The 23,220-nt window shown below is 71.5% G+C and carries 11 protein-coding genes; 3 read left to right on the top strand and 8 right to left on the bottom strand.

From position 1 onward, the window contains the following. The 4 genes from AB0F13_RS11410 to AB0F13_RS11395 all read right to left on the bottom strand — a co-directional run. The coding region (locus AB0F13_RS11410) for a condensation domain-containing protein (RefSeq protein WP_362078807.1) at window positions 1-1,291 on the bottom strand (1,291 nt) is incomplete at its 3' end. Then, on the bottom strand, window positions 1,291-7,587 hold the full coding sequence (locus AB0F13_RS11405; RefSeq protein ID WP_362078804.1) for an amino acid adenylation domain-containing protein: 6,297 nt from the start codon (window positions 7,585-7,587) through the stop codon (window positions 1,291-1,293). The genes AB0F13_RS11405 and AB0F13_RS11410, both read right to left, overlap by 1 nt. A gap of 272 nt (window positions 7,588-7,859) precedes the next feature. Then, window positions 7,860-8,825, bottom strand: a complete 966-nt coding sequence (locus AB0F13_RS11400; protein WP_362078801.1) for a TauD/TfdA family dioxygenase — start codon at window positions 8,823-8,825, stop codon at window positions 7,860-7,862. Continuing rightward, on the bottom strand, window positions 8,825-12,826 hold the full coding sequence (locus AB0F13_RS11395) for a PA14 domain-containing protein (protein WP_362078798.1): 4,002 nt from the start codon (window positions 12,824-12,826) through the stop codon (window positions 8,825-8,827). The genes AB0F13_RS11400 and AB0F13_RS11395 overlap by 1 nt, the downstream gene beginning before the upstream one ends. A gap of 162 nt (window positions 12,827-12,988) precedes the next feature. Here AB0F13_RS11395 and AB0F13_RS11390 point away from each other — a divergent pair, with 162 nt between their 5' ends. After that, the gene (locus AB0F13_RS11390) at window positions 12,989-13,639 is read left to right on the top strand and encodes a response regulator transcription factor (protein ID WP_362078795.1); all 651 of its coding nucleotides are present in this window, start codon (window positions 12,989-12,991) and stop codon (window positions 13,637-13,639) included. A gap of 48 nt (window positions 13,640-13,687) precedes the next feature. On the opposite strand, the gene AB0F13_RS11385 is transcribed toward AB0F13_RS11390, so the two are convergent. The 3 genes from AB0F13_RS11385 to AB0F13_RS11375 all read right to left on the bottom strand — a co-directional run bounded on the left by AB0F13_RS11385 (window position 13,688) and on the right by AB0F13_RS11375 (window position 17,478). Then, window positions 13,688-13,942, bottom strand: coding sequence for a LysR family transcriptional regulator (locus AB0F13_RS11385; protein WP_362078794.1), 255 nt, complete (start codon window positions 13,940-13,942; stop codon window positions 13,688-13,690). A gap of 228 nt (window positions 13,943-14,170) precedes the next feature. Further along, entirely contained in the window at window positions 14,171-16,714 is a 2,544-nt protein-coding gene (locus AB0F13_RS11380; RefSeq protein WP_362078791.1) for an FtsX-like permease family protein, read from the bottom strand. Then, window positions 16,711-17,478 carry an ABC transporter ATP-binding protein gene (locus AB0F13_RS11375; protein ID WP_362078788.1) on the bottom strand — a complete coding sequence of 256 codons (768 nt, stop codon included), beginning with the start codon at window positions 17,476-17,478 and terminating at the stop codon, window positions 16,711-16,713. Before AB0F13_RS11375 ends, AB0F13_RS11380 begins: the two co-directional genes overlap by 4 nt. Before the next feature lie 183 nt (window positions 17,479-17,661). On the opposite strand from AB0F13_RS11375, the gene AB0F13_RS11370 reads away from it, so the two are divergent. Both AB0F13_RS11370 and AB0F13_RS11365 read left to right on the top strand, forming a co-directional pair. Continuing rightward, a complete protein-coding gene (locus AB0F13_RS11370; RefSeq protein WP_362078785.1) occupies window positions 17,662-18,879 on the top strand; it encodes a cytochrome P450 in 1,218 nt (405 codons plus the stop codon). Between the two features lie 68 nt (window positions 18,880-18,947). Then, window positions 18,948-21,029 (top strand): AarF/UbiB family protein, encoded by a 2,082-nt coding sequence (locus tag AB0F13_RS11365; RefSeq protein ID WP_362078782.1) that lies wholly within the window; start codon window positions 18,948-18,950, stop codon window positions 21,027-21,029. A gap of 32 nt (window positions 21,030-21,061) precedes the next feature. On the opposite strand, the gene AB0F13_RS11360 is transcribed toward AB0F13_RS11365, so the two are convergent. Then, complete coding sequence (locus AB0F13_RS11360) at window positions 21,062-23,146, bottom strand: UvrD-helicase domain-containing protein (RefSeq protein WP_362078779.1); 2,085 nt, start codon at window positions 23,144-23,146, stop codon at window positions 21,062-21,064. Window positions 23,147-23,220: the final 74 nt, after the last annotated feature.

Here is a 23,220-nt window from a genome sequence, read left to right as displayed (position 1 = left end):
CACGACCCGGATCCGCCACCAACGCCTCCAGCACCCGCACCAGACGACCGCCGATACCCTCCACCACCACCCGCTCGAACAGATCCGGCCGGTAGCTGAGCTGGAGTCGCAGGCGGCCGTCCTCGATGTGGGCGACCAGGCAGAGCGGATAGTGGTTGGCGTCGATGACCTCGAAGCCTTCGATGCGCAGCCCGCCGGCCTGGGCGCGCAGGGCTTCCAGGTCGAAGGGGAAGTTCTCGAATGCCACGTAGGTATCGAAGAGTTCGGCGTGACCTGACACCCGCTGGATGTCGCTGATGCCGAGGTGCTGATAGGGCATCAGATTCATGTGGTCACGCTGGACGCGGCCGAGCGTCTCCAGCAGGGATGCGTCGGGCTTCACCTGGAGACGGACCGGCAGCGTGTTGATGAGCATGCCGACCATCCGCTCGGACCCGGCGATCTCCGGCGGGCGGCCGGCGACGACCGTGCCGAAGACGACGTCGTCCCGGCCCGTGAGCCGGCCGAGGACGAGGCCCCAGGCGGCGTGCAGCGCGGTGTTGAAGGTCAGCTCGTGTCCGCGCAGCATCCGGCCGAGCGCTTCGGTGGTTCCGGCCGTGAGCTCCAGGAAGACCTGCTCGGGCTTGACCACGGCCTGGCCGCGGCCGCCGCCGGGTGCGAGCCGAGTGGGCTCGTCAAGGCCGGCCAGCGCCTGCTGCCAGGCCGATTCGGCCTTGCCGGTGTCCTGCTTGGCCAGCCAGGCGAGGTACTCGCGGTAGGGCGTGACCCGGGGCAAGGCGGCCACGTCGCCCCGGTGTCCGTACAGCTCGAAGAACTCACCGAGGAGGACCGAAGTGGACCAGCCGTCGAGCAGCAGGTGGTGGAAGGTGCACAGCAGCCGGTACGAACCCCCGCCGAGCGAGATCAGGCGGAAGCGCATGAGCGGCGGCCGGGCCAGGTCGAAGCGGCGGGCCCGGTCCTGGATCTGGAGGCGCTCCGTCTCCGCGGTGCGCTCGTCGGCCGGCAGTTCGCTCAGGTCCGACTCGGTCCAGGGAAGTTCGACCTCGCGGGCGACGACCTGGACGGGGCGGCTCTGCTTGGGGTGAAGGAATCCCACCCGAAGGTTGGCGTGGCGGCGCAGCAGGGCGGCCGCGGCGGCGCGCAGGGCGGCCGTGTCGACGGTGCCCGCGAGGTCGAGGACGACCTGGACGGTGTAGACGTCGTGTCCCTGCTCGTCGTACAGCGCGTGGAAGAGGAGACCCTCCTGCAGCGGCGACAGCGGAAGGATGTCCTCAGGACCCGACTTCGTCATTACAGCGTCCTCCACTCGGCTTCAAGCATGTTGATCTCGTCTTGGGAAAGCTCCACCAGCGCCAGGTCCGATGGGGTGTAGCCGCCTGCGTCCGGCCGTTCGGCGTGTTCGATGAGCGCCCCGAGGGCGCGGAACCAGCCGTCTGCGAGCTCGCGGACGTCGGCCTCGCCGAGCAGCCGCCGCGGCCAGGTCCACGAGGCGAGGAGCCGCGGGCCGTCGGGGTGCTCCTGGGTGAGGGCGTTGACCTCGACGACGTGTGTCAGCGCGAGCTGTGGGTCGCCGTCGCCGAGCACGGCGTCCGTCTCGGCGGCCGGGCCCCAGTCGACCGCCGCTCCGGCGGCCGGGGCGGCGGCCCGCCCGAAGTAGTTGAACAGCATCTGCGGCTGTGCAAGCCCGGCCAGCCCGGGGCCGGTGTCCGGGTTGAGCCGGCGCAGCAGCCCGTATCCGAGCCCGCCGTCCGGAACGGTCCGGAGCTGTTCCTTCACCGTCCGGAGGGCGTCGCCCGCCGCGGGGCCGCCGTTCCACAGTTGCTCCCAGTCCTCGACGCCCGGATCGAGCCGGACCGGGTACAGGCTGGTGAACCAGCCGACCGTGCGGGACAGGTCGAGGCCGTCGGCGATCTCCTCACGGCCGTGGCCCTCGACGTCCAAGAGGACGCCCTGGTCGCCGTCGTGCCCGTGCCGCTGCCGCCAGTCGGCCACGGCCACCGCCAGCGCGGTGACCAGCACATCCTGGATGGTGGCGTGGAAGGCGGCGGGCACGCTGGTCAGGAGCGGTTCGGTCTGTTCGGTCGGCAGGCTGAGGCTGAGCCTGTGCGCCGTGCCGACCACGTCCCGCTCCGGGTCGAGTGCGGCGTCCACCAGGCCGGGGGCCGGGAGCCGCACGGTCTCGGCCCACTGTGCGGCCTCCTCCACCCGGGTGTCCCGTAGGGACTCGGCGAGGAGCAGGTCCGCCCAGTAGCGCAGCGGAGTGCCGACCGGGGCGAGCTCCGGCTCCTTGCCCGCCGACACGGCCTCGTAGGCCGCGCGCAGGTCAGGCAGGATGATCTGCCAGGATACGGCGTCCACCGCGAGGTGATGGGCCGTCAGCAGTAGTCTTCCGGGGTGCTCGAGTCCAGCGTCGAACCAGACGGCCTGGAGCAGCACGCCGGCGGTCGGCGCCAGCCGCGCCCAGGCCGTGCGGGCCTCGGCGGCGACCGTCTCCTGGAGGTCCTCGTCCGTGAGGCCGGTGATGTCCACGCGGCGGATCAGTGTCCCGGCGTCGACCGCCCCGCGGGGGGCGATCTCGTAGGCCGCCGGGCCGTCCTGGTCCTGCTCCGGGAGCCGGCGCAGGCGCAGGGCGTCGTGGTGGTCGAGCACGGCCTGGAGCGCGGCGGTCAGCTCCGTCGGGCCGAGGCCGGCGGGCACCCGGGTGAGCGTCGACTGGTTGAAGGTGTCAGTGGGACCGCCGCGTTCCTCCAGCCAGCGCATGATGGGCGTCGCGGGGAGCGAGCCGATTCCGGCGTCCTCGTCGTGCACCACCGGCGCGTCGGACAGGAGGGTGACCGTCTCCGCGAGCCGGGCGACCGTCTTGTGTTCGAACACGTCGCGCGGAGAGAGGTCGAAGCCGAGTCGTCTGGCGCGGCTGACCAGCTGGATGGAGACGATGCTGTCACCGCCCAGCTCGAAGAAGCTGTCGTCGAGGCCGACCCGGGTGAGGCCGAGGACCTCGGCGAAGACGCCGGCCAGTGCCTCCTCGCGCTCGTCGCGCGGCTCGTCTCCCGTCGCGTCCGTGCCGAACTCGGGTGCAGGCAGGGCGCGTCGGTCGAGCTTGCCGTTCGGGGTCATGGGCAGGTCGTCGAGGACGACGAACGCCGAGGGGACCATGTAGTCGGGCACCGCCCCGGCCACGTGTGCGCGCAGTCCGGGCTCGCTGATCTCCGCCCCCGCCCGGGGCACCACGTAGGCCACCAGCAACTTGCGGCCGGGCTGGTCCTCGCGCACGGCGAGAGCGACGCGCGCGACGTCCGGGTGGCTCGCGACCACGGATTCGATCTCCCCGAGCTCGATCCGGAAGCCGCGCAGCTTGACCTGCTCGTCGGCGCGCCCGAGGAACTCCAGTTCACCGTCGGTGCGCCACCGTGCCAGATCCCCGGTCCGGTACATCCGGCCGCCGGCGGTGCCGTACGGATCCGCCACGAACCGCCCGGCCGTCAGGTCCGGCCTGCCCAGGTAGCCGCGGGCCAGTCCGGCGCCGGCCACGTACAGCTCGCCAGGGACGCCGTACGGGACGGGCCGCAGCCCGGCGTCGAGGACGTACACGCGGGTGTTGCGGACGGGCCCGCCGATCGGCGGCACACCGGCGTCCGCGGGCAGCGGGCGGCTCATGGTGGCGCAGACCGTGGTCTCCGTCGGGCCGTAGGCGTTCACCATGGTGCGGCCGGGCGCGAACCGTGCCACGAGCTCCGGTGCGCAGGCCTCACCCGCCACGACGAGGGTCATGCCGGCCGGCACCTGGTCGTCGGCGAGCACGGCCAGCGCGACCGGGGGAATCGTCGCGTGGGTCACGCGCTGCCCGGCGAGGACGGCCGCCAGGTCCGGTCCCGGCAGGAGCCGCTCGGTGGGCGCCAGCACCAGCGCCGCTCCCGTGAGCAGCCCCATGCACAGCTCCCAGAAGGCCGCGTCGAAGCTCGGCGAGGAGAACTGCAGCACCCGGCTGCCCTCTCCCACGCCCAGGTGTCGTGCCTGCGAGAGGGCGAGGCTCGCCACGCCGCCGTGCGAGACCACCACGCCCTTGGGCCGTCCAGTCGACCCCGAGGTATAGATGACGTAGGCGGCGCCGGCCAGCGGCACGCGTACGGCCGGGTACGGTCCGCCCTGCCCGGGCCGGCACTCGTCCAGCAGCAGGACAGGCACGCCCGCCGGGGGGAGCGCACCGACGACCTCCCGGACGCTCAGCAGGAGGCCGGGCGCCGAGTCCTGGAGGATGTAGGCGATACGGTCCGCCGGGTAGCCGGGGTCCACGGGTACGTAGGCGGCGCCGGTCTTGAAGACGGCGAGTACCGCGACCACGAACTCCACCGACCGGGGCAGCGCCACCGCGACGCGGCTCTCGGGTCCGGCCCCGCGTGCAGCGAGGAGCGCCGCGAGTTCACTCGTGCGGGCGTCCAGTTCGGCGTAGCTGAGGACGGTTTCCCCGAGGACGACCGCGGGAGCGGCGGGCGTGGCAGCCACCCTGGCCGCGAAGAGTTCCGGGAAGGTGCCGGCGGACGGTACCTCGCTCGCCGTGTCGTTGAACCCGCCGAGCAGGCGGGTGCGTTCGGCGGCCGACAGGACCTCCAGCCGGCTCACCGGCTGATCCGGGCCAGCGACGACGGCCTCCAGGAGCCGCATCAGCCGGTCGACCATCGCCTGCGCCGTCTCCCGGTCGAACAGGTCGGAGCTGTATTCGAGCCGGGCGTCGATCCCGGCCGGTGCGCCGCCCCCGGCGAACCGTTCCTCCGCGCCGAAGACCAGATCGACCTTGATCAGGCCGGGGTCGACCTGCTGCGGGGTCGCGGTCAGGCCGGGCAGGGTCAGGGTGGCGGAGGTGGCGGTGTCCACGTCCACCATGACCTGGAACAGCGGATTGCGGGCACGGGAGCGCTCCGGGTTGAGCGCCTCGACGAGCCGCTCGAAGGGGACGTCCTGGTGGGCCTGTGCGTTCAGCGTCGTCTCACGCACCCGTGCGAGCAGGCCGGCGAAGGTGGGATCGCCCGACAGGTCGGTACGGAAGACCAGGGTGTTGACGAAGCAGCCCACGACGTCGTCGAGGGCGGAGTCGGTGCGTCCGGCGACGGGTCCGCCGAGGGGGATGTCGTTCCCGGCGCCCAGTTTGCTCAGCAGCAGCGCCACCGCGCCCTGGAACACCATGAACAGGCTGGCCTGGTGCTCCTGCGCCAGGGTGGTGAGCCGTCCGTGGACATCGGCGTCGATGCCGAACCGGATGATCCCGCCGCGCTGGCTCGTCTCCGCCGGCCGGGACCGGTCGACGGGCAGGAGGATCTCCTCCGGCATTCCGCTCAGGGCATGGCGCCAGTAGCGCAGCTGCTCGGCGAGCGTGCTCCCCGGGTCGTCCTCCGTGCCGAGCAGGGCCTGCTGCCACAGCGTGTAGTCGGCGTACTGCACCGGCAGCGCGTCGAAGCGCGGCGGCCGGTCCTGGATGCGCGCGGTGTAGGCGCGCTCGATGTCGCGTGCCAGCGGGGCCAGCGACAGCCCGTCACCGATGATGTGGTGCAGGATGACCAGCAGGACGTGGTCGTCGGCGCCGAGATCGAGCAGCACCGGACGGATCGCGGGCCGGGCGGACAGGTCGAAGCCCGTGGCGACCTCCTGCGCGATCACCCGGTCCACGTCGTCCGCCGCGGCCTGTCGCACGGTGAGCGCGGGGCGGGCCTCCTGCGGGGTGAGGACCAGCTGCCGGGGCCGGCCGTCGGTGTCAGGGAAGACGGTGCGCAGGCTCTCGTGGCGGGCGGCCACGTCGGCGAGCGCCTCGGCGAGAGCCTGCCGGTCGAGGCGGCCGGCGAGCCGCAGGGCGAGGCCCATGTTGTAGGCGCCGCCGGACCCCTGGAACCGGTCGATGAACCACAGGCGCTGCTGGGCGGGCGACAGCGGGATCTCCGCGGGCCTCGGCCGGGGAGCCAGGGCCGGGCGGGCGCGGCGCGCCCCCTCGAGCCGCCGGGCGAGGCCCGCGACGGTCGGCTCCTCGAAGACCGTACGGATCGACAGCTCGGCGCCGAAGGTTTCGCGTACCCGGCTCAGCAGCCTTATCGCCGTCAGGGACTGGCCGCCCAGGGCGAAGAAATCGTCGTCGAGGCCGACCTCGTCCACCGTGAGGACCTCGGCGACCAGGGCGCACAGCCGCTTCTCGCGGGGGGTGACCGGGGCGCGGTAGGGCGCACGCCCGCGCTGTTCGGCGGGTGCAGGGCCGGCGGGGACGGCGGCAGGCGGAGTCCAGCCGTCGGGCAGCGGGAGGTCGAGGGCGCCGAGCCACTGCTCCGGGTCGGCGGACGCCAGGGCGCCGAGGAAGCCGACGAGCCGCTGCCGGTGACCGTCGACCGCGCCCGCGGTGTAGAGGTCGGCGTTGGCGTGGAGGTCCACGAGGAAGCCGTCGTCGTCCTCACGGTTGTCGATGATCAGCGAAAGGTCCTCTTCGGGGCCTATCGAGAAACCGCGCACGGTGGCGGGGTGCCCGGCGAAGGAGAGCCGCTGCCCGTACATGATGAGGTTGATCTCCGGCCCCCACAGCCGCTTGCGGTCCCCCACCATGCGCAGGTCGCGGTGGATGTCCTCGTAGCGGTAGCGCTGATGGCGCAGGACGGTGTGCAGCTCGTCACTGGCGGTACGCAGCAGCTCGGCGACGGTGGTGCCGGGGTGGATCCGCAGCCGCAGCGGAAGGGCGTTGGAGACCATCCCGGGGGTGCGCTTGGCGGCGGCACCGGGGCGGGCGGCGACGGCCAAGCCGAGGACGATGTCCTCGCGGCCGGTCAGCCGGTGCAGGTAGCCGGCGATGCCGGCCACGGCCGCCGCGGGCCAGCTGACCCCGGTCTCGCGGGAGAGGGCACGCAGTGCGGCGGCGTCGGTGGCGGACACCTCACCGGTGCGCCGTACGTGGTCGGTGGGGACCCGGGCCGGCCGGGGGGCGAGGCTCACCGGTTCGGGAAGGCCCGCGAGGTGACCGGCCCAGAACTCCCGGTCGGCGGCGAACTCTTCCGACCCCCGGTACGTGATGTCCTGGTCCACGAGGTCGCGGACGGAGCCGAAGGGGGTGAGCTTCGGCTCGTTGCCCGCCGCGAGCGCCGTATAGACCGAGGCGACCCGGGCGACGATCAGCGACCAGCTGTAGCCGTCCACAATCGCGTGGTGGACCCGGCTGAACCAGGTGTGCCGGTCGGCCGCGAGGGTGATCAGCCCGAAGGTGAACAGCGGCCCGTTCTCCAGGTCCACCGGGGTGGTGGTCCGGGCGAGCATCCACTCCTCGGCGGCGGCCGCGGGGTCGGGATGACCGCTGACATCCAGGGTGTGCAGCCGCCAGTCGAGGTCGGGTACGACGACCTGCAACGGGCCGTCCGTTCCCGGCAGGAAGCGGATCCGCAGCGTCTCCGCCTCGGTGACCGTGCGGCGCAGCGCGGACTCGAAGAGGACGGGGTCGAGGGGACCGGACATCTCGACGCACTCGGCGATGCTGTACATCGGGTTGTCCGGGTTCACCTGCTGAGCGAGCCACATTCCGGACTGGGCGGCCGTCAGCGGCAGTCGGTACCCATTCTGATCAGCCATTGCCATTCACCTCGATTGGTAGGCGCACCGAGAATCTGGCGCCCACACTACGAAGCATGTGCAGTTCACCCACGAGCCCATGGAAAACTTGAATGCGCCGAGAAACGCATATCGAAGAATGTGCATCGCGCTGTTCCCGGCGCGTCCTTACGCATAAGGGGGCCGCATGACGCGAGTGCCCCGACCGGGGCGGGTCGGGGCACTCGTTCCTGCGGACCGGCGGGGGTCCCGGTCCGCGGCCGACCGCCTCGGGGCGGCGGTCGGCGGTCTGGTCAGCTCACGCGCCGGGTCATCGCGACGAGCACCTTGCGGTCGCCCGTGAAGGGCCGGCGGCCGTGTGTGGTGAGGATGTTGTCCACCATCATCAGGTCACCGGTCGACCACCTCTCGGCCAGCGTCGTCTCCTCGAACGCGGCGCTGATGGCGGCGTGTTCGTCGCTGGTGATGGGTGTGCCGTCGCCGTAGTAGGCGTTCCGCGGCAGTCCGTCCTCGCCGCAGAGCTCCAGGAGCCCCTCCCGGACGTCCTCGGGCAGCGCGTTGACGTGGAAGAGGTGGGCCTGGTTGAACCACACCCTCTTCCCCGTCACCGGGTGTGCGATCACCGCCGGACGGCGCTGGCGCGTGCGCAGCACGTCACCGTCCCACTTCGTTCGGATGTCGTGATCGTGGCAGTAGCTCTCCACCTCGCCCTTGTCGTCGGTCTGGAAGCCCTCCTGCCACGACAGGCCCATGCCCTTGCGGTAGGTCCGGGTGTAGAGCACCCCGCGCTCGGCGAACCGCTCCACGAGGCCGGCCGGGAGCCGGTCGAGGACCGCGCCGCTGTCGGCCACCGGGGTCTCGCCACCGGTCGCCGCGGCGAGTGCGCAGAAGAAGAAGACGTTGTGCGGCCAATTCGCGGAGTACGCGGCCTCATTGTGCTGGGGGATGGACTGGTCGGCGGGATATTCGGTGGAGGTGTACACCTTGCCCGTGACCCGGCTCCGCGGTGTCGAACGCTCGTTGTAGTCGAGGGTCACGCCGCCTATCTCCTCGGCGAGTATGGCGAGTTCGGCCTGCTCCACCAGTCCGCTGTTCTTCACCATGACCGCGCCGTGCTCGTACATGGCGGCGCGCAGCGCCTCATTGTTCAGCGTGAACCAGGCACGGTGGTCACCGTCGTGCCGGGGCAGGACGCGGACCATCCGGGTTCCGTTGTGCTCGACGGTCTCGACGTCCGCTCCGGTGAAAGTCGCTTCCACTATTCCTTCTCCTCCTTGAGGCTGACGCCGTCGGTGCTGGCGCGATTGACCGGGTCGCCGGTTCCGTACTCATAGGGGTTCGAGAAGGGCCCCTGGGTCACCGGCTCCGCGAACCGGCCGGTCGCGGGGTTCAGCACCCGCGTCTGCAGGAAGTAGGCCGACAGGCTGCCGGCGTGCTCGTACCGGCGCTGGTACTGGCCCTGCCAGGCGTAGTCGTTGTCGCCCGGGAGGTTGTCGGGCACGTGGTCGGTGTCCACGGTGCCGTCGGCACGGAGCGGCTCGCCGAAGGGCGCGTAGCGGTAGAGGTCGCCCCTCTGGCGCCCGTCGTCGCCGGTGACGAGGAAGATGTCGCCGCGGACGGTGGGGTGGTTCCAGGTGTCCCGGCCGGAGTAGGCCGCTCCCTTGTCCACGTACAGCATGCCGCCCGGCAGGGCGACCGTCCGCGTCAGCAGTCGCTTGTCGCCCCGGAGTACGACGTCGAGGTCGTGATCGGCGGCGCCGGTGTAGCCGTAGAGCAGGGTGGCGGCCGCCGGGCCCGCGCCGGTCCGGCGCCCGGCGTGCAGGTCGAGGAGGTCGTTGGGGTACGCCACATCGGCCGGGTCGGATCCGCGGGTGCCGATGCCCAGGTAGCGCTCGGCCGCGTCGTAGCGCTGGCTGACCGCCGTGCCGTCGAGGCTGTAGTCGGTCAGAGTGCCGGCGCCGTTGTAGCGGGCGTCACCGAACGTGTGGGCCCCGATGGTGGCCAGCAGCCGGTCGGCTCCGTCGTAGCAGTAGCCGGTCTCGGCCGTGCCGGACTTCGTGCGGTCCAGGAGCCGCACCCGGTTGCCGTTGGCTCCGGCGTTCGCGCGGGTGCCCTGTGGGCAGCCGGCGGGTGCGTCGGAGGTGAAGTCGTAGCTGTAGTGGTGGCCGGTGACCCAGGCGTCGGTGAGCCGCCCCGCCGCGTCGTAACGGAAGTCGGGCCCGTCGGGGCGGGCGTCCTCGCCGGCCGTGGACTCGTCGACGACGGTGCCCGACCGGGATCGGGTGACCTTGCTGGCAAGCGTGCGGCCGTCGGCAAGCGTCCAGTTCTTGGTGACGATCCGGCCCGCCGGGTCGCGGGCGACGTCGAGGCGGGTGTGGTTCGCATACGTGACGCCGGCGATGTCGCCGCCGGTGTCGTACCGGGTCTCGGCGAGCGTGGTCCCCTTGAGCGACACGGCCAGCGTCCGGCCGGCGTCGTCGTACCGGACGGTTTTGACCTGCGGGGCGTCGGCCCGGTGCGGAAGGGTCGTGCGCTCCTGGACGGGCCGCCCGACACGGTCGTACGTGGTGTCGGTGCGGACGCCGTGGGTGTCGGTGTGGCGCACCGTGCGTCCGAGCAGGTCGGTGGCGAACGTCATGCTGCCGAGGGAGTCGGAAGCCTTCATCGTCAGCGGGTCACCGCCGACGGCGAGGTCGAACGTCACTGTGCGGGCAGGCGCGTTGGCGTCCTTCGGTATGAAGGTGCCCGTCATGCGGGAGCGCGCGTCGTAGGTGACGCAGGTCCAGTCCGCCGCACCGTTGGTGACGGCCACGGGCAGGCCCCGCCCGTCGAAGACGAACTTCTCCACCCGCGGCGTGCCCTGGGCGGGGTTGGCGAGCGTGATGGCCTTCGGCAGGCCCCGCTGAGGCGCCGGGTCGTCCTTCTTCGTGCAGGGGTTGTCCCGCGTCTCCGTGGCGCCGTAGGCGTCGTAGGTCTGCTTGACACCGTTGGGGCGCACCTTGCCGGTCATGTGGAAGGACCCGTCGAATTCCAGGGCCGTCTTCAGCGCGAGCCCCTTGGGGTCGACGATCGTCGCGGCCGGCAGCCCCACCGGGCTCAGCTGCGTCTCCGTCACCAGGTCCGGGACATCGTCGCTGTCCGCGCGCACGGTCGTCATGCCCGTCGGCCCGTAGGACGTGGTCCGCGCCGGAACCTTCTCGCAGTCCTGCGGTGCGGGGGAGAGCGGACGGTGGCCGGGTCCGAAGCACTTCTGCGGACCGGGGCCGTAGGTGCCCGAGGGGCGGCCGGAGCGCTCGTCGTACACGGTGGTCTTCATGCGGCCGGCGGCATCGACGGTGGCGGCCGGCTGGTCGGCGGCCGTCCACTCATTGCGCACCGTGCGGCCGGTGGCGTCGGTGTCGGTCAGTGTCCGGCCCGCCGTGTCGTGCGTGATGCGGCGGGCCCATCCCCGGGCTGTGTCCAGCCCGGCCACCCGGATCTCCGTGGCGTCCGCGGTGTAGGCGTACTCACGCTGTGGACGGCGGGAGGGCGTCGAGGGCGTGCCGGTCGGCTCGGGAGAGGTCACCCGCGCGGCCTGGCGCGAATCCCCCCTGTAGACGATGCGGTAATCGGCGGCGGAGGTGTCGCGGTGCTTGGGGTCGACGGCGATCCAGTCCATGACGAGCGGGGTGCGCACCGTCGTGAGCCGGTGGTCGGCGGTGTAGCCGAAGTCCGTGACCTCACGGCCGGGATTGACGAACCGCACCAGTTTGCCGGAGCGGTAGATCAACTGGCTCCTGCCGCCACCGGGCACCGTGACTGCGCACACGAAACCGGTCGGCGCCTCGCTGTTCGCGGCGCACTCCTTGCTGCCCGCGTAGAAGAACTTCAGGCCGGTCTCCTCGGCGGCCCGGACCGCGGCCGCGGGGCCACTCGCCGCGTCCTTCCCGGCCTTCTCCATGCCCGCGCCGGCAGTGGCCGTCTCCTTGGCCACCCCAGGGGCTGTCGCAGCGGTGCCCTGCGTGGCGGTGTCCTTCTGCTGCCGGTCCGCGATGACGGCCCCGGGCGCGTTGGCCGCGGCGGCCGCGTCGGCGCCCGTCGCTCCCGGGGTGACGCTCCAGCCTGGAGGCAGCACCGCGCCGGACGGCGCGAGCCAGGAAGCCGGTACGGGGACGTCGCCCCTGCCCGCGTGCCGTGCCCACAGGCCGGCACCGCCGGCGGGGCCACCGCCCCGGTACTCCACGCGGATGTCGTACGAGCGGCCGGACTTCAGCGTGAGCGCCGTGCCGAACTCCGGGCGGCCACCGGTGTCCTTCTCACGGTTCCAGTCGTCGAGGACCTGCTTGCCGTCGACCCAGATCCGCAGGCCCTTGTCGTAGGTGCCGCCGAGGCGGTAGCTCCCCGAGGCGGGGACCCGCAGCCGCCCGCTCCACCGTGCGCGGAACGCCTCCCCCGGCTTCGCGCCGGGATAGGCCGCCGCCTCGCCCCAGGCGAAGGCCAGCTGGGTGTCCTCCCGGACGGCTGCCGGGCGTTCGCTGTTCGCGATGCCGGAGGCGGAGTCGTCGGCGTAGTACGAGCCCGTCAACCCCGAGGCGTCCAGCGCCTGCGAGTTGTAGGTGAAGGTGGCGCCCAGCGGGCCCGTGGCGGTGTTGATCCGCGGCGTGTTGACCGATGCGGTCACATTGCCGTTGGCGAGGCCGACCGAGACCGGCCCGCTCGCATCCGTCGGCGTGGCGCCGCCCGGGGCCTGCGCGCCCAGGCGCTGGTTCACGGTGAACGACCTGGCCACGCCGTCCGCGCCCACCTTCCCAAAGCGGTCCCGCACCCGCACGGTCCAGCTGTACGCGCCACCGTTCCTGAGCAGTCCGGCCGGTGCCCGCCAGCTCGGCGAGGAGAGCCAGCCGGAGGTGACGACCTGGCCGGTGCGGGGGCTGCCGCCAGTGCCGATCACGAATTCGTAGGCCTGCGCTCCGGTGACACGGGCGGCGGTCAAGGTCGGCCGGGCGTCGGCCAGCACGGCGCCGACGGCCGGGGCGGCCGGGGCCGGCGTCGCAACAGAACCGGCCGCGGCCTGCCCCGCCGGACCCGTGTCATAGGTTCCGGCGGGCCATTCCGGGCCCACCGGGTCGCCGCTCCTGCCGGAGGGCACCGCGACGTCGGGGGCGCTGCCCTTGTTCCCGGCCGCAGCCGATGCAACGGGCTCTCCGGCCAGCAGAGTCGCTGTCACGACCGCCGAAGCCGCGCACGCCACCACCACCCTGAGCCTTTTGGTGTGAGCCATACCCACTCAACCACTCCAAACGGGAAACGCACCGCGTGCGGCGCTTTGAGAAGGGTCCAGCAAGATGGTGCCAACGGGCCTGAAAGGAAACGAAGGCCACAACGAATCTTTCGATACATGATCGGCTGGAGAGCCGGACCGTCCTGCGGTTACGGTAAGCAGGTGACCACCCGCATATTGCTGGCCGACGACCAGGCCGAAGTCCGCATCGGCTTCCGGCTGATCCTGGATTCGCAACCCGACATGGAGGTGGTCGGTGAGGCCGAGGACGGCCTGCAGGCGGTGGAACTGGCCCGGAGACTCAAGCCAGATGTGGTGCTCGCCGACATCCGGATGCCGCGGATGAACGGCCTGGAGGTCACGCGCCTCCTCGCCGGCGAGGAGGCTGCGGAGCCGGTCCGCGTCATCGTCGTGACCACCTTCGACCTCGACGAGTACGTGCATACGGCGCTCCGCAACGGCGCTTGCGGCTTTCTCCTCAAGCGGTCCGGGCCACCCCTGCTGGTGGAGGCGGTCCGTGCGGCGATGGCGGGAGACGCCATGATCAGCCCTTCGGTGACCGTGCGGTTGCTCAAGCACTTGCACGATCCCCAGCGGCGGCGGGCGTATTCACCCGCCGAGGACCTGACCGACCGTGAGGTCGAGATCGCCCGACTGGTCGCCAAGGGGATGACGAACGCCGAGGTCGGCGGCGAGCTGTTCATCTCGGCCGGCACGGTCAAGACGCACATCGCCAACGTTCAGCGCAAGCTCGCCGTCCGCAACCGGGTGGGCATAGCCGCCTGGGTGTGGGAAAACGACCGCATGGGGTGACCCTGTCGGTTCCGGACCCGGCGTCCCCCCGGGCCCGGAACCTTCGGATCACGCCGCGCAGACGCCCTTCATGCTGTCGATCAGCGCCAGGACGGCGCGTGCGGACGGCAGGATCATCCGTCCTTCCCGAGTCAGTTGCGCACCGGTGGAATCCCGGGTGAACAACTTGGTACCCAGCATCTGCTCCAGACACTTGATCTGGTAGCTGATGGCCGGCTGTGAATATCCGAGCGCTTTGGCTGCCTGATCCATCCGTCCGATCTCAGCTATCGACACAAAGGCGCGGAACTCGCGTTCGTGCATTTTTCCCCCTGTCATGCCGGCGGTCCCTGGCGGGCCTCGCCGTACCCCGGACCGAGCGGTTCCGGAACCCCACTTCACTGAGCTCTATATCAACAACACCTGATGCGCCGGGGCAATCCAAATGCAGGAAGCTGCAACAGCTGGCGGCCGGGAATACGCGGGCATGGCGAATGGCGCCTCCGGTCGGGGGTTTCCGGAGACGCCATTCAGCTGGGGGACGCCTAGCGTCTACTCATGGCTGACCGCCTTGAGCACATTGAGCCGGGCACCGCGGCGTGCCGGGATGATCGAGGCGAGCATGCCCACCACGACGGCACCGATGAGGTAGTTGAGCATCATCGACCATGGCAGCGTCAGGCCACTGACCCCCTGGTCCTTCATGGCCCGCACGATGGCCATGCCCAGCCCGGCGCCGACCACCAGCCCCAGCAGGGCGCCGAAGAGCGAGATCACCACCGACTCGGTCATGATCATGCGCACGGTCTGGCCCCGGCTCAGTCCGATGGCCCGCAGTGCGCCGAGCTCCTTGGTGCGCTCCAGGACCGACAGGGCGAGGGTGTTGACGATACCGAGGACGGCGATGATCAGCGCGACCGCCAGCAGCGCCTGCACGATGCCCAGCATCATGTCCATGCCGCTGTTGTACTTGTCGACCACCTCGTCGCGGCTCTGGACGGTCACCTCCGGGCTGTCCGCGAGCGCCTTCTCCAGCTCCGGCCGCACCGAGTCGGCGGACGTGCCGGACTTCAGTTGGAAGTATGCCTGGGAGGGCTGCTGGGCGCGGAATCCGCCCTGCGCGTCGGCCCACGGCAGGACGATGTTGTTGACCAGCGGCATGTCCTCGAAGACGCCGGCGAGCCGGTACGTGCGGGCCTCACCGCGCTGCAGCTGGACGGTGAGCTCGTCGCCGACGCTCAGCCCGCGGTCCTTCGCCGTGCCCTTGTTCATGAGCACGGCGCCCTGCGGAACGGTGTCGATGTCGCCGGACTCCGCGCGCAGGCTCATCATCTTCCGCGTGGTGCCCCAGTCCTGCCAGGACGACACGGACTGCGTCTCCTTGCCGATCTTCGCGGAGTCGAAGGCGGCGGCCGACACCGCGGCCATACCGGGCAGTTCCCGGGCGCGGTCCAGGGCCTTGGGCTCGATGGCCGCACTGGTCCCGCCGTCGCCGAGCGCCACCAGCTCCGCCTTGAGCTGCGAGGAGACGTCGTCGCTCATGCTGTCCTTCGCCGAGGACACGATGGTGCTGATGGCGGTGACGAGCGCGATGCCGATCATCAGGGCCGAGGCGGTGATGGCCGTACGGCGGGGGTTACGTGCCGAGTTGCGACGACCCAGCTGGCCGGGCAGCGAGCGGGAGAAGATCCCGCCCAGTGCCCACACCGCCGGACCGCTGAAGAGCGGCGTGAGCAGGGCGACGCCGATGAATGTGAACAGGACGCCACCGAGGATGGTGGTCAGCGCATTGTCGCCCGAGCCGAAGAGACCGAGGGCGAGCAGCACCAGGCCGAGGCCGAGCAGGACGGCTCCGGTCACGGTCTGCTTGCGGTGACCGTGGTCCGGCGTCCCCGACGCCCGGATGACGGCAATGGGGGCGACCCGCGATGCCTTCATGGCCGGGGACAGCGCGGCCAGCATCGTCACCCCGACGCCGACGGTGAACGACGTGACCACCGCGCCCGTCGGCAGCCCGAGCGAGGCGACCTTCAGTCCGTCCGTGTTGCCGGCCAGCATGTCGGCGCCCAGGGCGCCGATGCCGACGCCGGCCGCCAGCCCGATCACGGAGGCGATCAGTCCGACCACGAACGACTCCAGCAGCACCGAGCCGATCACCTGGCGGCGGCTCGCCCCCATGGCCCGCAGGAGCGCCAGCTCGCGCAGTCGCTGGGCGATGATGATCGAGAAGGTGTTGATGATCAGGAAGATGCCGACGAGCACGGCCACCGCTGCGAATCCCAGCAGCAGCTTGGTCATCAGGTCGAGCGTCTGGCGCGAGGCGTCGGCCGCCTTCTTGGAGAGCTCCTCGCCCGTCTCGACCTGGAAATCGGCCCCGAGCTGCTGCTTCAGCGCATCCTGGACCGTGGCGACGGAGGTGTCCGAGGCGGTAGTGACGGAGATGCCGGAGAAGCTCCCGGCCTTGCCCATCATCAGCTCCTGGGCCACGGGCTCCGTGAAGGCGACGGTCTGTTCGCCGCCGATGGAGTCCCGGCCGTCCGAGTAGCCGAATATCCCGGCGACGGTGAATGTCTTCTTCGGCTGCCCGGTGAGCACGCCCACCCGGTCACCGACCTTGAAGCCCGCCTTCTCCGCCAGCGCGACGTTGATCGCGATCTCGTCGGCGGCCCGCGGGCCGCGCCCGTCCCTCAGACCGATCAGCTTGTTCTCGCCCGTCCAGCTCTTGCCGTAGCGGGGTCCGCCGGTGCCGGGTACCACCTTGCCGTCCTTGCCCAGCGCGCGGGCACCCTCCGCCTCCACGACACCGCGGGCGCTGTCCACGCCCGCGACCGCCGTCACCCGCCGCACCGCGGCGGCGTCCACCGCGGGCGGCACCGCCGCGGCGTCCCCGGCCTCCGCGTCCACCTTGGGCTTCAGGGAGACCTGGAGGTCGATGTCGTCGTGGGCGCCGGCGAACTGGGCGTCGAAGGAACGGCTCAATGTGTCCTTCATGACCATGGAGCCCGCCACGAACATCACGCCGAGCACTACGGCCAGTCCGGACAGCAGAAGCCTGAGCTTGCGCGACAGCAGGCTCTTGAGCGTCGCCGTGATCACGAAGTCACCTGCTCACGGGTGTCGATCTTCTTCATGGTGTCGAGCACCGCGTCGGCCGTCGGCTCGTAGAGCTCGCTCACCACCTGGCCGTCGGCGAAGAAGAGCACCCGGTCCGCGTAGGACGCGGCGTTCGGGTCGTGCGTGACCATCACGATCGTCTGACTCAGCGTGCGTACGGAGTGCCGGAGGAACTTGAGCACCTCCGTGCCCGACTGCGAGTCCAGGTTGCCGGTCGGCTCGTCGGCGAAGATCACCTCGGGCTGGGAGACCAGGGCACGGGCACAGGCGACGCGCTGCTGCTGGCCGCCGGAGAGCTCGGTCGGGCGGTGCTTAAGCCGGTTCTCCAGGCCGACGGTACGGATGACCCGGTCGAACCAGTCCTGCGAGGGCTTGCGGCCGGCGATCGCCAGCGGCAGCAGGATGTTCTCCTCCGCGGTGAGCGTGGGCAGTAGATTGAACTGCTGGAAGATAAAGCCGATCCGGTCCCGGCGCAGCCGGGTCAGTTCCTTGTCCTTCATCCCGGTCACCTGTACATCGGCGACGAAGACCTCGCCATCGGTCACCGTATCCAGGCCCGCAAGGCAGTGCATCAATGTGGACTTACCGGACCCCGACGGCCCCATGATCGCCGTGAATTGTCCTTTTCTCAGTTCCACGTTCACCCCGCGAAGTGCCGCGACTTCGGCGTCACCGGATCCGTACACCTTCCGTACGTTCACCGCCCGTGCTGCTATTTCCGTATCCGTCGAAATTGTCGCGGTCACGAGGCTCTCACTCCCTATAGGTCGGCAGACTCGACGAGCGTAGGGAGCCGGGACTGCCGGAACATCTGCCGAACGGCAGAGATCGCGGCGGTTCGAAGTCTTTGCATCAGAGCGGCCGGCCGCGGCCGGCCGCCCCTAGTCTCACCCGTTAGTCAGGTGACCGAAGTCCAGGAGGCAACCACCATGGCGGCGACACGGGCACTCTCCAAGTTCTGGATGCTCACCAACGAGTTCACCCAGAACCCCTTCCCCGTGCTGGAGTACGTCCGTGCGGAGCGCCCCGTGTGCGAGCTGTCCATGCCCGGCGGCGGCCGGGCCTGGGTGGTGACCCGCTACGACGACGCCAAGACGGCACTGGCGGATCCGCGGCTGAGCCGGGACATCCATGTGCAGTACCGGCTGATGTCCGAGCGCACCGGCCGGGCCATGGTCCCGCCGCCGGAGGAGGCCAACCACCTCGCCAACCTGGAGCCGCCCCGCCACACCCCGCTGCGCCGGGCCATCAGCTTCGCCTTCACCCCCCGCCGGGCCGAGGCCCTGCGGCCGCGCATCACCGAGATCGCCGACGAGCTGCTGGACCGGCTGGCCGGCCGACCCCGCGCCGACCTGATCGCCGGGTACGCCGACCCGCTGCCGGTGATCACCATCGCGGAGCTGATGGGCGTGCCGTCCGACGCCTGGCCGGACTTCCTGCGCTGGTCGGTGGCGCTGCGCACGCACTCCCCCGCCGAGGGTTCGGGCACCTTGGACCGCAGCGTGCGGGAGCTGTCGTCCTTCATGTCCGCGCTGATCGCCGAGAAGGAGGCGCGGCCCGGCGAGGACCTGCTCTCCGCGCTCATCCACGCCGACGAGGAGCTCCGGCTGACCCGCACGGAGATCCTGTCCACCGGGTTCGCGCTGATGACCGGGGGCAACGACACCACCGCCAGCCTGGTCGGGGGCGTCATCGCCGCGCTGCTGACCCATCCGCGGGAGCGGGAGGAACTCCTCGCGGAGCAGGGGCGCTGGGGCAAGGCGATGGACGAGCTCATCCGCTACGTCAGCCCCATCAACAACGCCCTGCAGCGGGTCACCACCGAGCCCGTGGAGATCGGCGGGGTGACGATTCCGGCGGGCGAGGTCGTCATCATCAGCGTGATGTCGACCAACCGCGACACCGAGCAGTTCCCCGGCGACCCCTCCCTGCTCGACCTGACCCGCCCCAAGCCCGCGCACCTGAGCTTCGGCTTCGGCATCCACTACTGCTCGGGGGCACACCTGGCCAAGGTGATCACCGAGGTGGGCGCCCGCCGGCTGTTCGAGCGCTTCCCGGGGGTGCGGCTGGCGGTGGACCCTGCCGAACTCCGCTATCAGCAGAGCCCCGTGGTCCGCCCACTGGAGGCGTTGCCCGTCACCTGGTGACCCCCTTGGCGCCCGCACCCGATCTGGCAGGGTGACCATGGATCACCGCCAACCGAGGGAACCCTTCCATGACCGGCCAGGCCGCCAGCAGTCTTGACGCCATACCGCTCGCTTCGCTCACCCTCCTGACGGCAGTCGTCACGATCGGCCTCATGATGGCCGCGGTCTCCGTCGCCTCACGCCGCCTGCTGGGCATACGCGTCGGGCCCCTGCGCACCTTCGCCGCCGGGCTCATGGGCCTCACCTGCATGCTCGTCTTCAAGGACGCCATACAGGACGAGGCGAGCCGCAACGCCCTGTCCACCGTCCAGATCGCCGTCGGCCTCTTCGGGACGATGGCCACCCTGGTGCTCGCCGAGGCCGCCCTCCCGCACGGCGGCTGGCTGCGGCCCGTGCAGGTCCTGCGGTCGCTGTCCGGCCGGATCGCCCGCGCGCGCCGCTACTCCCAGGTCAGCCGCATCTTCATGCGCCACGGGCTCGGCCGCTACCTGCGCGGGCGCGCCGGCTCCGAGGGCGCCCTGCAGCCCGACGAGGCGGGCCTGCGCTCGGCCCGCGCCCTGCGGCTCGCGCTGGAGGAGTGCGGGGGCGCCCTCATCAAACTCGGCCAGGTGCTGTCCACCCGCCGTGACCTGATGCCGCCTCATTTCATCGAAGAGCTCAGCCGCCTGCAGTCCGACGTGCCGCCCGCGGCCTGGCCGGAGGTGGAGGCGGTGCTCTACAAGGAGCTCGGCCGTCCGGTGGACGAGGTATTCGAGTGGATCGAGCACAAACCCGTGGCCGCCGCCTCCATCGCCCAGGTGCACCGCGCCCGGCTGCGCGGAGGGCCGACCGTCGCCGTGAAGGTCCAGCGCCCGGGCATCCGGGAATCCGTCGAGCGGGACCTCGACATCGTCCTCGCGATCACCCGGGGACTGCAGGCGCGGGCCCGCTCCGGCCACGCGCTGGGCCTGCGCGAACTGGGCAACGGCTTCTCCGCCTCCGTCCACGAGGAGCTGGACTTCCGCATCGAGGCCCGTAACTCCGCATCGGTCGCCGCGGCCTGCAAGGGCCATGAGGCCGACGCGCCCGTCCGGGTGCCCCGGGTGCACACCGAGCTGTCCTCGGCCCGCGTCCTGGTGCAGGAATGGCTGGAGGGCGTGACGCTCGACCGGGCGGGGCCCGTCGCGGACGCACAGGGTCTGGACCGCGTCAAGGTCGCCCGCACCGCCTTCGACTCGATACTCCACCAGATCATGCGGGTGGGCATCTTCCACGCGGACCCCCACCCGGGAAACATGCTGCTGCTGTCCGACGGACGCATCGGGCTGCTGGACTTCGGCTCGGTGGGCCGCATCGGTCCGCCCGTGCGCGCCGCCATCCAGCAGCTGCTGATGGCCGTCGAGCGCGGTGATCCGGCCGGGATGCACGACGCACTGCTGGACCTGCTGGGCACCCGGGCGACCGGCCTCGATGAGCCCCTGCCCGACTCGCTGCTGCTGGAGCGGGAGCTGGGCCGCTTCATGACCCACCACCTGGGGCCCGGATCGCAGCCGGACACGGAGATGTTCACCGCGCTGTTCCGCATGCTCACCCGCTTCGGCCTGGCCGTCCCCCCCGAGGTGGCCGCCGTCTTCCGGTCCCTGGCCACCATCGAGGGCACTCTCACCCACCTCGCGCCGGACTTCAACCTGCTGGAGGAGGCGCGGGCGTTCGCCGGCGACATGCTCACCGACCGGCTGCGGCGGGTGACCCCCATACCGGGGGGCACACCGGGCGCTGCGGGCCGGGAGGGGCCCGATGTGCCGTCGCTGACCCGGACCATGGCCCAGGAGGCGCTGTCGCTCGTCCCCATGCTGCGCCGGCTGCCGCGGCGGGCGGAGCGCATCAGTACCGCCCTGGAGGAGGGGCGGCTGTCGGTACGGGTCCGGCTGCTGGCCGACGAGCGGGAGCGGCGGTTCCTCTCGGGGCTCATCCACCAGATCCTGGTCACCCTGCTCGCGGCCTGCACCGGGCTGATGGGCGTGCTGCTCGCCGTCTTCGGCACCGGCCGGGGGCCGCACGTCACCGCGTCGCTCGAACTGTTCCCGCTCATCGGCTACCACATGCTCGCCGTGAGCGCGATCCTCACCCTGCGGGTGCTGTACGCGGCCATGGGACGGCCCCCGACCTAGCCGTCCCGGCGCGCGGAGCCCGGCGGAGGCCTTCAGCCTCCGGGCTCCCTGCGTACCGCCCCCAGCCAGAGCGTGTCACGGGCCCGGGTCATGGCCACGAAGAGCTGGGTGCGGGAGAGTTCCTCGCGTTCGCGCGCGATGTCGTCGTCGACGGAGCCGCAGGCGAGGGCCGGGGTGTGGTCCGGCAGGTAGACGTGCTTGAACTCCAGGCCCTTGGCGCGGCGGTAGCTGCCCAGCTTGACGCCGGGCACCGGGCGGCCGTCGTAGCGCTCCAGCGAGCACTGCTCGATGCCCGCCCGGTCGAGCAGCCGCCGGTAGTGGTCCGTCTCGCGCTTGGAGCGGCACAGGAGGGCGGAGTCCGGCCAGCTGGCCTCGCCGCGCGTGCGAAGGGCGGCCAGCAGGGCCGCGTCCTGTTCGGCGGGCGTACGGGAGACGGACCGCACGACCTGGCCGTCGTGGTAGGTGAGGTCGACGTCGCGCAGGCCGGCGATACGGGTGCCGTCGATGTCGTCGAAGGCGTCCTCGGCCACGACGGCCAGGGCCGCGTGGAGGATCTGCCGGGCGTTGCGGTAGTTGGTGCGCAGGACCTGGCCTCGGTCGCCGCGGACGTCGATCCCGGCGTCGGAGAGGCGGAACCCGCCCGGGTAGACCGCCTGTTGACCGTCGCCCACCAGCAACAGGCCGTTGGGGGCGTCTCCGACGAGGGCGTGCAGGAGGCACACGCCGACCAGGGTGAGGTCCTGGACCTCGTCGGCGATGACCGCCGCGTACGGCGAGCGGCCCGGCCTCGCCCTGGCCTCGGCCAGGGCGAGGCTGAGGACGTCGTTGAAGTCGTGCACCCCGCGCTCGGCGCGGACCCGCTCGTACTCCTCGTACAGCGCCCAGACGGCCTCGCGGTGCGGGCGGCGCAGGTTGGTGCGGCGCCGGTGGCGCCGGAGGGTGGCGTACTCCTCGAAGCGGGTGATGCCCCGTCCTTTGATGACGCAGTCGACCTCCTCGCGCCAGTAGCACGGGGAGGGATCGAGCACGGACAGGACGCTGTGCCGGCCGCAGCGCACCCAGGCCCGGCTGAAGGCGTCCTCGGCCCGGCCGCCGTGCAGCCGGTGGGCGATGCCGCGCTCCGCGAGGAACTTCCGCGCCCAGGAGTGCAGGCTGCGGAATTCCACCCGGTCGGCGACGGCCGGCGACATCGTGCGCAGGAACGTGCTCTGCACCCGGGGCAGGTTGCTCGCGAAGGTCACGTACAGAATGCGCCCGCTGGTGCGCTGGGCGAGATGGGCGGCCCGGTGCAGGGCCACCACGGTCTTGCCGGTGCCCGCGGGGCCGCTGACGCGTGCCGGACCGGCCCAGTTGCGCCGCACGAGGGCGACCTGGTCGGGGTGCAGGAACGTCATCCACTGCTCCACCGGCCCCCGCAGGGCGGCCTTCATGGCCGCGTCCCGCAGGCCCTCGATGTCGAACAGGGTCTCCGCCTGCGACGGGGGCGAGGACGCCGGCGCCTTCGCCCCGGAACGCTCGGCGGGTACGGACGAGGCCTCGTACGCCGGGAAGACCTGCTCCAGATGGCCGGCGATCGCACGGATCATGGCCGCACCGAGCCGGGTGCGCTCGGCGATCAGGGCCGGGCCCACCTCCCGCTCCCCCAGCAGTCGCACCCTGCCCAGCGTGCCGCTGAAGGAACGGCCCGCGAACACCATCAACGGCTGCACGGCCACCGGCGACAGACCGAGCGACGCCAGGGCCCCTTCCGCCACCCGCGTCACGGCCAGCAGCTTGCCGATCTCGCCGTCCCGCCGCTGCCGGCCGGCCGTGAGGTGACCGTCGCCGGCCTCGGGGGCCGCCCTCCAGTTCTTGACGTCGATGACGAACACCCCGCCCGGCCCCACCAGCAGCATGTCCACGTTGGCCGCCCGCGTCCCCGGCCACCGCCGGTCCACCAGCAGCCGCCAGCCGCGCCGGGTGAGCATCAGCAGCTGAGCGGCGACCTTGCGCTCGCCCTCGCTCGCCGCCTCCCACCGCCGGGCCTCGCGCTGCGCCGCCCGCAACTGTTCCCGCAGCTCGCGCTCGTGCCGACGCGCCTCCTGCGCCCTCTCCGATGCCGAACCACCAGCCCCCATGACCGCCCCCCTTGCCCGCACTCCCCCACATACGTGCATATACGCAAGGTAATGATCGTACTGCGCAATGCAGT

The organism is Streptomyces sp. NPDC026206 (assembly GCF_040638465.1).
GTDB lineage: Bacteria > Actinomycetota > Actinomycetes > Streptomycetales > Streptomycetaceae > Streptomyces.
The sequence above is the reverse complement of the archived record's forward strand: the minus strand, read 5'-3'. Positions and strand labels throughout refer to the sequence as shown.